This is a genomic window from Pseudomonas rhizosphaerae, from assembly GCF_000761155.1.
Lineage (GTDB): Bacteria > Pseudomonadota > Gammaproteobacteria > Pseudomonadales > Pseudomonadaceae > Aquipseudomonas > Aquipseudomonas rhizosphaerae.
This window is the reverse complement of sequence record NZ_CP009533.1, coordinates 2,132,007-2,144,554: the sequence shown is the minus strand read 5'-3', so window position 1 is coordinate 2,144,554 and position 12,548 is coordinate 2,132,007. Positions and strand designations below refer to the sequence as shown.

The following is a 12,548-nucleotide window of genomic DNA, read 5'->3' as shown; positions in this document are numbered from 1 at the left end:
TTACTCGCTGGCCAGTACGGCGTGACGGTCGCCACGGCTGCGCACCAATACGCAGAACAGCGAGCCAAGGGCCATCAGGCCGATGAACATCCCGCAGATCATGGCATTGAACCACACCATCGCTACCAGACACACCAGCGCCAGCAGCAGCGCAATCGCTGGCACCACGGGATAGCCGGGGGCACGGAAGGAACGCTCCAGCTGGGGCTCGCTGCGGCGCAGTTTGAACAGGCTCAGCATGCTCATAATGTACATGACGATGGCACCGAACACGGCCATGGTGATCATCGCCGCCGTCAGGCTCAGCCCTTGGAGGTTGACCAGGCCATCACTGAAGATCGCCGCGATGCCGACCACGCCCCCGGCGAGGATGGCACGGTGCGGCGTCTGGAAACGTGACAGCTTGGCCAGGCCCTTGGGCAGGAAACCGGCGCGTGCCAGGGCGAAGAACTGCCGCGAATAGCCCAGGATGATGCCGTGGAAGCTGGCGACCAGACCGAACAGGCCGATCCACACCAGCATGTGCATCCAGTTGGAGTTCTCGCCCACCACGCCTTTCATGGCCTGCGGCAGCGGGTCGTTGATGTTGGCCAAGGCGCGCCAGTCACCCACGCCACCGGCGAAGATCATCACGCTAATGGCCAAGGTCACCAGGGTCAGGATGCCCGCGATGTAGGCCCGGGGAATGGTGCGCTTGGGGTCCTTGGCTTCTTCGGCAGCCATGGCCGCACCTTCGATGGCCAGGAAGAACCAGATGGCGAAGGGAATCGCCGCGAACATGCCGCTCAATGCGCCCAGGCTGAACGTGTCCGACCCGGCCCATCCGCCCAGGGCGAAGTTGCTGAAGCTGAACGCCGGGGCGACCACGCCCATGAACACCAACAGCTCGAACACGGCCAGGATGGTCACCACCAGTTCGAACGTGGCGGCAATGCTCACGCCGACGATGTTCAGGCTCATGAACACGCAATAGGCCCCCACCGCCGCCCATTTGGGATCGAGGCCGGGAAACTGCACGTTGAGGTAAGCGCCGATGGCCATGGCAATGGCGGGCGGGGCGAAGACGAATTCGATCAGGGTGGCCAGGCCGGCGATCATTCCCCCTGTAGGGCCAAACGCGCGCAGGCTGTAGGCAAACGGGCCACCTGCGTTGGGAATGGCGGTGGTCAATTCGGTGAAGCTGAAGATGAAGCAGGTGTACATCACGGCGACCATCAGCGTCGTGCAGAGGAAACCCAGGGTGCCAGCGCTGCCCCAGCCATAGCTCCAGCCGAAATATTCACCGGAAATCACCAGGCCAACGGCAATGCCCCACAGGTGCAGGGTGCCCAGCGTGGGCTTGAGTGTCGAAACGGTCATGGGTTGTGCCCTCGGAGACGGATGTGTGCAAAGGAGCGTTCCTGAAGGGTAACCATAGGCGCCCAGTGGGCACTTGGCGCCGCGAGCACGAAAGATACTTGGCTCTGGCTTGCGCGACCGTGCGCCAGGCCGGGGCTTGCGTCTGTTTCAAGCACCGATCCGATGCACCGAGGGCTGCAACCATTCTTCGACGTGTGGTCGACCACGCAGGAACGCCGATTTCGTGAAACATCTGCACACATCAAGCCAGCCTGCAGCACCTCACTGGCAAAACCTGTATCGCCCGCGAAAGCCGACAACGAACCGACAGCCGTGCAGGCGGTCGCACACAGGGAGCGTTGTGCTCAGCCTTCAGAGTGCAGAACCATGTTTCGCTTGATGCGCAGTTGCTTGACCTTGGTGTTGCTGGCCAGTGTGGTGGGATGTTCGCTACTGCCCTCCCGGGATCCGGTCGCAATCAGCGTAGTGGGGATCGAGCCGCTGCCTGCGCAAGAGCTGGAGCTGCGCTTCGCGATCAAGCTACGGCTGCAGAACCCCAACGAAACCGCCATCGAGTACGACGGCGTGGCGGTGAATCTGGACGTCAACGGCCGGCCGCTGGCCAGTGGCGTCAGCAACCAGCACGGTCGCATCGAGCGGTATTCGGAAGAGGTGCTGGTGGTGCCAGTGAGTGTGTCCGCGTTGACTGCCCTGCGCCAGGCGGTAGGGCTGAACCCTGCGCAGAGCCTGAACGGCCTGCCCTACCGATTGCACGGCAAGCTCGCCGGCGGGCTGTTCGGCACAGTGCGTTTCAGCGATAGTGGTACGTTGAGCCTGCCGGCTGCCGCGGGGTATTGAGGCCAGACGCCGGCGCCGATCGAACGGGCATTGCGCTGCTCAGCGCGCTGCAGCCATCAGCTTGTTTACTTCGGCACGGACCATGTTGGCGTATTCGGGAGGCGACATGCCGTCGAGCTCACCGCGCACCCACTCGGCCCAGCGCCCCTTGCGCTTGGCTTTTTCGCCGATGAGTCGAGCGGCATCGGCCTTGGCCTTGCCCAGATTGGCTTGCCACAACTCGTAGAGACGGGCCTTTTCATCCTCGATCATGGCGCGCTCGGCCAGCGAACGGTTGGCGAGATTGAAGCTCATTGCACGTACCTGTCAGCAGAAAAAACAGGCGACATCTTACACGCCTGGACATGAAAATCTGTAGGAACAGATGGCCTGCCCGAGCCCCGCATGCAACTTTCCAGGGCGCTGGGACTCAATCTTGCACTGCCTTAATAAACACCAGGAGTTAGTGAAATGGCCCGTAAATCAGGTGCTCAATCGGCCGAGGATCAAATCAAGGATCAAGTTTTCAGCGAGCTGCTGGCGTTGATCGAAGAATCGGAAAAAATGCTCAGGGACAGCGCCTCTCTGGCAAGCAACGAGGCCGACAGCGTGCGCGCGCAGGTCAACTCCAAACTTGAACACGTGTCCTATTCCCTGGCGGGCCTGCGTGAACGCGCCAAGCCGGTGGTCGAAGCCACACAAACCTACATCGGTGGCCATCCATGGCAGACCGTAGCCGCATCGGCCACCTGTGGTTTGCTGCTGGGCCTGCTGCTGGGCCGTCGCGACTGATTCACCCTTTGGTTCGGGCCGTCGATCTCTGCGGCCCTCTCGCATCACCCCCCCGCCAACGCCCGCAATTTTTCCAGTTCTTCTACAGGCATCGAAATGCCCTGGGTCTGCGACAGCTTGCGCTGACGGTAGCGCCTGTCACCGGACAAGCGTGACTGCCCCGCCTCTTGCATGCGCTCGACCAACTCCCGGCTGCGCTGGGCAAAATCCTGCCCGGCACGCTTGCTGGGGTCGATGACGATGATCAACTGCCCGGTCCAGGGTGTCTGCGCCCCAGGGTGACGCTTCCAATCGAACTCGAAAGAAAAATTTCCGCCCGTAAGCGCCGCCGAGAGCAGCTCTACCATCATCGACAAGGCGGAGCCCTTGTGCCCGCCAAAGGGAAGAAGCGCCCCGCCGTCGAGGATCGCGGCCGGATCGGTAGTGGGCTGCCCGTGCTTGTCGACACCTGTGCCGACCGGCACAGAGTGGCCAGCTCGCGCGGCGATCTGCACGTCGCCGTGGGCCAGCGCACTGGTGGCCATGTCGAAGACCAAGGGTTCCTTGCCCGCGCAGGGCGCCGCAAACGCGATGGGATTGGTGCCGAACAACGGCTTGTTGCCCCCATGCGGGACGACGCAGGTCATGCTGTTGACCACGCTCAAGGCCACCAAGCCTTCGGCGGCGAAGGGTTCCACGTCCGGCCACAGCGCGGCGAAGTGATGGGAATTGCGGATAGCCAGCACCGCGATGCCGGCTTCGCGTGCATTGGCCACCAGCAATCCACGTGCCGCCGCCAATGCCGGCTGGGCAAACCCGCCTGCGGCGTCGACTGCTACGTAACCGCTGGCTACATCCTCGACCTGCGGACGCGCCTTGCCGTCCACCCAGCCGCTGGCCAGGGTGGAAATGTAACCAGGGATGCGGAATGTGCCATGACTATGAGCGCCATCGCGTTGAGCGGTCGCGCAGTTATGGGCAAGAATATCGGCGACCTCGGCAGAGGTGCCATGACGCAGAAAGATCTGACGCAACAGCTGCGTCAGATCGGAGAAGGACAACGATTGGGTGGCAGCGTCGCAGGCAGGCATCGGATATTTCCTGGCGTGAACGGAAGGCGGTAGTACGCCATACCATCACGCTTGACCACAAGTCCGCTCAGAGCCATTCGCGGCCGAAGACCGCTCCCACACTGACTGGGGGTCTTGATGAGAGCGGTCGTGGACATCAGTCCTTCTGGTCGCGCAGCACATTGCCCGATACGCCATCGATGCGGAACTCGTAGTTCACGCCATCGGCCTTGATACCTTCACCTTCCCAATAGCCATCGTTATCGGCTTCGATCTTGGTGACCTGGGTGTAGCCCTTGGACTTGGCAGTTTCGATGGCTTTCTCGATGGTGATCCAACCGGCGCCCGGCTTGTCGGCCAGCGCCAGGCCAGCGGTCATCAGGGCGGAAGTTGCAACGATGGCAGTCAAAGTCTTCTTGAACATGGGGCACTCCATAACAGTGATTGATGTGTGCTGCACTGTCTTGGAGCATCGAGCCGAAAAATTAGTTCAAGGGCTGCACGCTCAAGGGCGCTTGACCTTGCGACGCATCACGCCATTGATCACCACCACCAGCACGGCAATGCCCATGGCAATGTATTGGAAGACTTTTTCGGTGATGACGCCCTGGGTCTGCAGGTAGGACAGACCGAGCATTGCCAGCAGCACCACCAGGGCGATCAGCAAGGAATATTTGATACGTTGAGCTTGGGTCATCTGAAGGTCCTGACAGTGGTGTTGGCCGGCTTAGGTATCCGGGTTATGACTTTTTGCATGGAGCGCGCATGAGCCGAAGTCGGATCAGCGCGGGAAAATTGCATTTTACAATGCCAAGGCCAACAAGGGTTGGCCTTCAGTGTCTGGTCAACTGGCTGTGGCCATGTGGACTCGTGGTGGAGCTTTCTGACACACCTGTCGGAACCTGCCCACATCCAGAGACCCCTTGACTCCTAGAGCCACAAAGGCGCCTGGACAAGAATGACGGCCGGCCGGATTGGCCAAGTGCTGCCACAAGGAAGTCACCATGAACACCCAACAGCTTCAGCTGATCGACGTCGAGCAACTCCCTCATTCCCTGCAAGTGCTGATCGAATGCATTGGCGTCGAACAAGCCTATCGCCTGACCCAGCTGTACGGCGGACGCCCACGATACATACCCAAGCACCCGCAACGCACGGGCCTGGCCGAACACCTTGAAGCCAAAACGGTAGCCGCCTTGATCCAGCGCTTCGCTGGCATGGCCCTGGAGATCCCCAAGGCCGATCATTTCCTGCGGCAATGGCGCAACCAGCAGATCCACCACGAGACGCGCAACGGCACGTCACGCAGCGAACTGGCGCACAAGTACGGCTTGAGCCAGCGCCAGATCGGCAATATCCGTCGCAGCCTTGCAGGGTAAAGCATTCACCCCTGGCCGGTGCGCAGGCTAGGGGTGAGGCTTCAGAAATCGCGCTTGTAGAACAGATCCAGCGAGCTGGCGACGCCACTGGCCACTTCCAGGTACAAGCGCTTGCTCAACAGGTAGCGCAGAGCGATGGTATTGGCCGGCTCGAACACGCCCACCCCATAGCGCAGGCTGAGCTTCTCGGACAGGTTGCCGCTGGCCACCACACTGGTAGCGTCTCCACTGCCCTGGGTGTCGAGCTGGAAATCCTCGATGCCCAGGTCGGTAGCCAATTTGCTGGTCACCCCCGAACTGCCCATCAGGCCCAACCCAAGCGCCGCCTGGGCGAGCATGTTGTTGTCCTCGCCGCTGTTGCCCAATGGACGTCCCAGCACCAGGTACGAAAGCGCTTGCTCCTGGCTCATGGTCGGCTCGGAGAACACCTCGCTGGTGGGCTGCTCGGCGTTGCCGGTCAGGCGGATCCCGGCGATCACGTCACCCGTGGTGCGGATCGCTTCGATATCCAGGTAAGGCTGGCTGATCGGCCCGGCGAACAACAGGCGCGCGCGGCGTATGGTCAGCCGCTGGCCGTAGGCGTTGTAGCGCCCATCGTTGAGCGCCAGCTCGCCTCGGGTATCGAGGTTGTCGCCGATGTGCACGTGACCGGCAAGGTTGGCACTCAGGCCGAAGCCGTTGAAGGTGAGTTTTTCCTGGCCCACCTCCACATCGATATCGATGGCCATGGGCAGGGGTGTCTTGCCCTCCTCGGTCTGGTTGCCGACGATCACTACGTCATCGGACAGCTTGACCGTGGACGGCGGTAGCTGCCGGACGACGATGGCGCCTTTGGGAATGAACACCTTGCCGGAGACGGCAAGCCTTTCGCCATTCATCTGGATGCTCAGGTCAGGTGCCGCTTCCAGCGTCGCATAGGGTTCGACGTTGATCGGCAGGCGCGAGCCCTTGAGCTGCACGTCCACATCCAGGGCGTTGGCCCAGGCGACAGTGCCGCCCAACGAGCCCTGGCCCGTCTTGCCGCTTTTCCAGCTGCCTTGCAGGCGGACGCTTTCACCGGCGATCAGCGCCTGCAATTGCAGGTCTTCAAGGGTAGTGGGCAGCTCCGGGCCAGCTATTTCGCCACCACTGAGGGCAACGTTACCGTTGACCTGGGGGGCCATCAAAGACCCTGAAATCTGCCCGCTGCCGTTGAGCTGGCCCTTCAAGGTGTCGACCATGGGCACGAAGGGACGAGCGATGGACAGGTCAAGCCCGGCCAGGCGGAAACTGCCGGTGATCGGCTTGCTGTCGGGGATCGGATCGATCTGGGTGCTGACCTGCAGTTGCCCCAGGCGATCACCGCGGAAATCAAGCTCGGTGTCGATCCGCTTGGGGTTCAAGCGACTGCTCAGGCGCAGGGTCTGGTACGGGAAGTCGACCCACTGGTCTTTGTTGCGCATGCGCAAGGTGCCATTGCCGGCATCGATGGTGATCTGGCCCGCAGGACCGCTTGCAGGTACGTCGACTGCCACATCGGCGTTGAGCATGCCCTTCCAGGCGAAATCCTTGGGCAGCCACTGGGCAAGACTCTCCAGCGGGAACTGCTTGAGGTGGTAGCGCAGCCGCGGCTGCGGTGCCAGGCGCTGGTCCTCGCCGCACAGGCTGGCTTGCCCGGAACGCCAACAGTGGGCACCGAAATTGACCTGGCCACCGGCCAGGTATTCCAGACGTGCAGGTGCCTGTAGACGCCAGTCCTGGCCACCGGCCTGGACCGAGCCGCTGGCCAGGCGTCCACGCCAACTGCTCTGCGCGCTGAAGCCTTTGTCCAGCGTACCGTCCAGGCTGGTCGCCAGGGCGAGCTGGGGGCCTTTGAGGGCCAGTTGCAACTGTTGCCGCTTGATATCGCCGGAGGCCTTGCCGGTCAGGGTGCCCAGGTCGGTTTCACCTGCGCGAATCCCTGCGGCGGTCAAATCCAGTGTGCCGCGCTGGGCGCGATCGAGCGCAGCTTCCAGGGTCAGGTTCCGAAGACGATTAGTGTCCAGCGCCAATTCGCGGCCTTGCAGCTTGAGTTGGCCCTGCGGTGCTTGCAGGGTGCCAGCGGCGTCGAGCTGGCCTTTGAGCTGGCCTTGCAGACCGGGCCACAGTTGCCCGAGGCGGGCCAGATCGATAGCCAGCCGCCCCTGTACCTGCTGCGCCAGGCTGCCTTGGCCCTGGATGCGGTTATCGCCCAAACGAACGTCGAGGTTGCCTAGGGTCCAGCGCTCACCGGCGCCCTGGGCCTTGGCCTGGAGCACCGCCGGCTGGCCGCGCAAGCGACCCTTGAGGTCCAGGTTGGCGTCGAGCTTGAGTTGTTCGTTCTTGAATTCGCCTGTGCTGCGCAGTGGACCGGCGAGGCTGCCCGGCATTTGCGCGACCCAGTAGGCAGGGTCGATGGCGCTGAGGTCCAGGGCGGTGTCCCAGGCGATGCCGTCGGCAAACTTGAGGTTCAGGTGCCCTGCCGCCTTGCCCTGCCCGGCCACCAGTTCCAACTGCGGCAGGAAGACTTGCTGCAGGTCGCCGCTGAACGGGGTGACCAGGGTGAATGCTCCGGCCGGGCCATCGAATGCACCCTCGAGGTTGCCCAGGTAGTGGCCGTCCCGGTAGTCGATCTCGCCGTTGAACCGCCGCACCTTCACGTCAGGCTCGGCAATCACCGGGTACAAGCGGTGCCAGGGGAAATCCAGCCAGTCGATCTTCGCCTTCGCGGCCAAGCCTTGCTGCCAATCCACGCTACCGGACACGCGCAGATGCTGCTTGGCGCTGGACGAGAGGTCCAGGGTTTCCACCACAGCCCCCTTGGCATCCACCTGCGCGCCCAGCAACAGGGTCATGGGTGCCTGCTCGGCCGGCAGGCTGGCATGGCCATCGATGGCATAGCCGGCCTGCAAATCACCCTTGGCCAGCAGCTCCAGCTGATTGAATGCCAACGTGTCGGGCAGCCCGGCGCTGGGCTTGAATGCCTCGCTGAAAATGCGCAGCTGCGCCGGCAAGTGCTCGGCCAGGGGTTTCACGGTGCCGGCGATCAACGCTGGCAGGTAACCCGTGCTTTCCCCGTCCAGAGTGAGGGTGTCGAGCAGATCGCCCGTGGCGTTGAGCGTGACGTGCCAGGGCTTGTCGTCCACCTTGGGCAATTGCACCTGGGCGTTGAGGTCCAGCGGCCATTGGCCGCCAGGGCGCAGGGTGCCGTCCAGGTCCAGTACCAGTTCGTCGCGCTGCAGGTGCGCGCGGTCTATTTTCAGGCCATCGGCGGTCCAGTGGGCCGCCAGCTCCAGACCGCTGAGCTGCTGCACGCCGTCCAGTTGCAGGCTGCCGATACGCACATCGCCCAGCTCGATCGCCACGGGCAGCTGCAGATCGGGCAAGGTGATCGGGCCGTCGCTGGCTGGCGCTTCGCTGGCGGGCAGTTGCACGAGAATGGCGTCGGTGTGCAAGGTGTCGATGCACAGGGTCATGCGCAACAGGCAGCTCGGCGACCAGGCCATTTCAGGCGCATGGACCTCGACCCGCGTCGCCCCCTGTTGCCAGACCAGCGTGTCTGCCTGCCAGTGACCACCCAAAGTACCCTGGAAATTTTCCAGGGTCAGCCCGGGCACTCGGGCCAGCGCCCAGCGACTGCCGGCTTGCGTGCCCAACACTACCGAGACAGCCAATACCACCATCAGCAACAACCCGACTAGCGTTGCCAGGGCGATCAGCACACCGCGTTTGATCGCCGGCCTCATAGTTCCGGCCCCATGGAAAAGTGCAGACGCACACCGCCATCGTCATCCATGGCGTGGGCCAGGTCGAGACGGATCGGACCCACCGGCGACACCCAGCGTACACCCACGCCGATGCCGGTCTTGAGGTCGGCGAATTTCAGGTCGTTGAACGAGTTGCCCTTGTCGATGAAGGTTGCCAGGCGCCATTTCTCGGCAATCGAGTACTGGTACTCGACACTGCCGGCCACCATGTAGCGGCCGCCGATGCGATCGCCGTCGGAGTTTTCCGGTGACAGGGTCTGGTAATCGTAGCCACGCACGCTCTGGTCGCCACCGGCGAAGAAGCGCAACGAAGGAGGAACGGATTTGTAGCCGTTGGTGGCATTGCCGCCCAACTGCACCCGGCCAAGCAAACGGTGATTCTGTGCCACGGTGGTCAAGCCCTTGAGCATTACGTTGCCATGCAACAGGTTGGTGTCCGACAGCAGCCCTTCCTTGGCCACCTGTGCATCGAACTGCACACGGTAGCCGTTGTGCGGATCGACCTTGTTATCGCTCTTGAGGTAGGTGTAGCTGATCCCCGGCATCAGCAAGGTACTCAGGCCGGTGTCGTCGCCGAGCCGGTATTCTTCGCGTTGCCACTTCAAAGAGATGACCCGTTGCCAGCCGCTGGGCAGCTTGCTGTGCCATTCCGGCCCGAACGTGAGCAGCTTGCTCAGGCTGTCGGTGTCGGCCAGCTCTTCGTACTGGTAGCCACCGGCCCAGCGCAGCTTGTCGGTCAGGGGTGGATCCAGGGGAATGTCGTACCACAGCCCGACGTTCTGCCGTGGCGCCGAGAGTTCCATTTCCGCGCCATAGCTGTGGCCCTGGGGATTGACCCAATGGCGGGTCCAGTTGGCCTTGCCGCGCGGACCGACGTCGGTCGAATAACCCAGGCCCAGGCCCATGGTCCGCGGCTTGCGCGTGGTCAGTTGCACGTCCACGGGGATGACCCGCTCATTGGCGGCCGTGGGTGCGGCATCGACCCGCACGCCTTCGAAATAACCGCTCGATTGCAGGGCCTGGTTCAGTTCGGCGATAAGTTCGGAGTCGTAGGCGGTGTCTTCCTTGAACGGCACCATGCGTTGCAGCAGTTCCTCGTCGAACGGCGTGTCGCCCTCGAAGCTCACTTTGCCCAGCTTGAAACGCGGACCGCTGTTGTACACCAGCTCGACGTCGGCCACACCCGCCCGCGGGTCCACGGCCAGACGCTGCTTGCTGAAGGTGCCACTGAAGAAGCCATAGCGCGAGGCCTGGTTCAGGATCAGTTGCTTGGCATTCTCGTATTGACCGTGGTTCAGCACGGCGCCGGGCGCCAGCTCGCTGCTGCGCGGCACGCGAAAGGCTTTCAATTGGGCTGCTGGCCCTTCGACGCGCACCGTGACGTTACGCAGATGAATCGGCTCGCCTGGCTCGATGCGCAGGAGCAGGCGCGGATTTTCGCCCGGTTGTACTTCGCTGGTGACTTGCGCCTGGTAGTAGCCCAGGGCTTGCGCGGCTTTCTGCGCCTGCTCCTCGGCACCGCGACTGAAACGCACCAGCGCTTCACCGTCGCGATCACCCAAGCTGCCGATGTAGCCTTCGACGTTGCTCTTGAGCGCCGGGTTGGCAGGGTTGACGCGTACGTCGAGTACGCTTTGGGCCTGGGCCGCCATACTTGCGACCAGCAGCGCCAGGCTGCCGGCCAATCGTCCTGAATAATTCATAGGCGAATGCTATCACGACCCATATGTCGATTTGGACCCTGCCAGGCATCGGAGAGGCTTCTGGATCAGCCCTGTGCGTAACCGACTGTTTCAGGGCTGGGGTGGAAAAACACATGTTCCACAACCGGCCCCAAAACCACTTCGCCAATCTGGGTATAGCCCTGCCGCTCGAAAAAGGCCAGGTAGCGTGGATTGCCGGTGTCCAGCACCACGCCTTCGGAGGTCGGGTCCTGGGCGCACCAGTTGTGCACCGCGGTGAGCAATTGCTCGGCCAGTTCGGGGCCCTGGAAATCCGGGTGCAAACCCATCAGGGGCAGCACGTGCACGGCATCCGACGGCAGGCACTCCTGCACGGCGTGATGGTACTCGAGGTAGCGGCGAGTGCCTTCCACGCCGGTGCCCAGCATCATCCGCCACTGCCACGCCCAGCTCTCGGTGATGCCCAGACGGCGCTGCGGCGGTGCGACCAGTGCCACGCCGGCCAGGCGGTCATCGAAGAACAAGCCCAGGGCAGGCAGGTCCTGGAGAAAGTGCTGGTTGACCAGTTGCCGAACCGTCGAACGCACACGCCGTTCGAAGCCAGGGCGATCGGCTTCGAACAGATAGGCAAAGGTCGGATCTTTAAGATAGGTCTGATAGAGCAGCGCACGGGTTTCGCGCGCATAACCACCATCGAGCTGACGTACTTCTGCAGCGGTGGTCGAGGTCTGGAGCATCGGGTCTGTCCTTGAGGAGTGCAACGAGTAGTCAATGGACGATCCGCACGCTCAGGGGTTCCGTGCCCGGCGCAGGCAAATCATGCCTGCCGTGCTGGTCCCCCGGACCACACTCCGTTAGCATCGTCCATTTGCCAGGATCCGCGACCATGAAACTCGTCTCGTTCAACATCAACGGCTTGCGTGCCCGCCCCCATCAGCTGGCGGCGTTGATCGACAAGTACCAGCCGGATGTGATCGGCCTGCAGGAAACCAAGGTGTCGGATGAGCAATTTCCCCAAGCCGAGATCGAGGCGCTGGGGTACCACGTCCACTTTCATGGGCAGAAAAGTCATTACGGGGTCGCGCTGCTGTCCCGCGCCGCGCCGCTGAGTATCGACAAAGGCTTTGCCGGTGACGAAGAAGACGCGCAACGCCGCTTCATCCGTGGCACGTTCGCCGATGCTGAAGGGCAAGTGGTGACGGTCATGAATGGTTACTTCCCCCAGGGTGAAAGCCGCGACCATCCCACCAAGTTTCCTGCCAAGCGTCGTTTCTACAGCGATCTGCAAACCCTGCTGGACACGGGATTCAGCAACGATCAGCCGCTGATCGTGATGGGTGACGTGAACATTTCGCCGCAGGATTGCGACATTGGTATCGGTGCGGACAACGCCAAGCGCTGGCTGAAGACTGGCAAGTGCAGTTTCCTGCCCGAAGAGCGCGAATGGATGCAGCGGTTGCAGCAGTGGGGCCTGGTGGACAGTTTCCGCCATTTGCACCCGGAGGTTACAGACCGGTTCAGCTGGTTCGACTACCGCAGCCGTGGTTTCGAGGACGAGCCCAAGCGGGGGTTGCGTATCGATGTGATCCTGGCGTCCCACGGGTTGCTGCCCAGGGTGAAGGCCGCCGGGATCGATTACGACCTGAGGGCCATGGAGAAACCGTCTGACCATGCGCCGATATGGTTGGAGCTGGGGTCTTTGTAACA

The 12,548-nt window shown here is 62.6% G+C and carries 12 protein-coding genes; 4 read left to right on the top strand and 8 right to left on the bottom strand.

Going from position 1 to position 12,548, the window contains the following annotated elements; translation table 11 throughout:
- Positions 1-1,359 carry an ethanolamine permease gene (gene eat, locus LT40_RS09565; protein WP_043189308.1) on the bottom strand — a complete coding sequence of 453 codons (1,359 nt, stop codon included), beginning with the start codon at positions 1,357-1,359 and terminating at the stop codon, positions 1-3.
- Between the two features lie 366 nt (positions 1,360-1,725).
- Here eat and LT40_RS09560 point away from each other — a divergent pair, with 366 nt between their 5' ends.
- On the top strand, positions 1,726-2,196 hold the full coding sequence (locus LT40_RS09560) for an LEA/WHy family protein (protein ID WP_043189307.1): 471 nt from the start codon (positions 1,726-1,728) through the stop codon (positions 2,194-2,196).
- A 39-nt stretch (positions 2,197-2,235) separates the two neighbouring features.
- Here LT40_RS09560 and LT40_RS09555 read toward each other — a convergent pair whose 3' ends face one another.
- The gene (locus LT40_RS09555; RefSeq protein WP_043189305.1) at positions 2,236-2,490 is read right to left on the bottom strand and encodes a hypothetical protein; all 255 of its coding nucleotides are present in this window, start codon (positions 2,488-2,490) and stop codon (positions 2,236-2,238) included.
- Positions 2,491-2,646: 156 nt separating this feature from the next.
- Between LT40_RS09555 and LT40_RS09550 the strand changes: the two genes are divergently transcribed.
- Positions 2,647-2,967: a DUF883 family protein gene (locus LT40_RS09550; protein ID WP_043189303.1), complete on the top strand. Its 321-nt coding sequence runs from the start codon at positions 2,647-2,649 to the stop codon at positions 2,965-2,967.
- Between the two features lie 44 nt (positions 2,968-3,011).
- Here LT40_RS09550 and LT40_RS09545 read toward each other — a convergent pair whose 3' ends face one another.
- The 3 genes from LT40_RS09545 to LT40_RS09535 all read right to left on the bottom strand — a co-directional run bounded on the left by LT40_RS09545 (position 3,012) and on the right by LT40_RS09535 (position 4,713).
- On the bottom strand, positions 3,012-4,037 hold the full coding sequence (locus LT40_RS09545) for an Ldh family oxidoreductase (protein WP_043189300.1): 1,026 nt from the start codon (positions 4,035-4,037) through the stop codon (positions 3,012-3,014).
- 136 nt (positions 4,038-4,173) lie between these two features.
- Positions 4,174-4,440 carry a PepSY domain-containing protein gene (locus tag LT40_RS09540; protein WP_043189298.1) on the bottom strand — a complete coding sequence of 89 codons (267 nt, stop codon included), beginning with the start codon at positions 4,438-4,440 and terminating at the stop codon, positions 4,174-4,176.
- Positions 4,441-4,521: 81 nt separating this feature from the next.
- Entirely contained in the window at positions 4,522-4,713 is a 192-nt protein-coding gene (locus LT40_RS09535) for a hypothetical protein (RefSeq protein ID WP_043189295.1), read from the bottom strand.
- Positions 4,714-5,020: 307 nt separating this feature from the next.
- Here LT40_RS09535 and LT40_RS09530 point away from each other — a divergent pair, with 307 nt between their 5' ends.
- The gene (locus LT40_RS09530) at positions 5,021-5,395 is read left to right on the top strand and encodes a Mor transcription activator family protein (protein WP_043189292.1); all 375 of its coding nucleotides are present in this window, start codon (positions 5,021-5,023) and stop codon (positions 5,393-5,395) included.
- Positions 5,396-5,436: 41 nt separating this feature from the next.
- Here the strand turns inward: LT40_RS09530 and LT40_RS09525 are convergent, their stop codons facing one another.
- The 3 genes from LT40_RS09525 to LT40_RS09515 form a co-directional block, all read right to left on the bottom strand.
- On the bottom strand, positions 5,437-9,138 hold the full coding sequence (locus tag LT40_RS09525; protein WP_148308545.1) for a translocation/assembly module TamB domain-containing protein: 3,702 nt from the start codon (positions 9,136-9,138) through the stop codon (positions 5,437-5,439).
- Positions 9,135-10,862: an autotransporter assembly complex protein TamA gene (locus tag LT40_RS09520; protein ID WP_043189288.1), complete on the bottom strand. Its 1,728-nt coding sequence runs from the start codon at positions 10,860-10,862 to the stop codon at positions 9,135-9,137. Before LT40_RS09520 ends, LT40_RS09525 begins: the two co-directional genes overlap by 4 nt.
- Before the next feature lie 65 nt (positions 10,863-10,927).
- A complete protein-coding gene (locus tag LT40_RS09515) occupies positions 10,928-11,578 on the bottom strand; it encodes an N-acetyltransferase (RefSeq protein ID WP_043189286.1) in 651 nt (216 codons plus the stop codon).
- A gap of 149 nt (positions 11,579-11,727) precedes the next feature.
- Between LT40_RS09515 and xthA the strand changes: the two genes are divergently transcribed.
- Positions 11,728-12,546 carry an exodeoxyribonuclease III gene (gene xthA / locus LT40_RS09510; protein WP_043189283.1) on the top strand — a complete coding sequence of 273 codons (819 nt, stop codon included), beginning with the start codon at positions 11,728-11,730 and terminating at the stop codon, positions 12,544-12,546.
- The last annotated feature ends 2 nt before the right edge of the window (positions 12,547-12,548 follow it).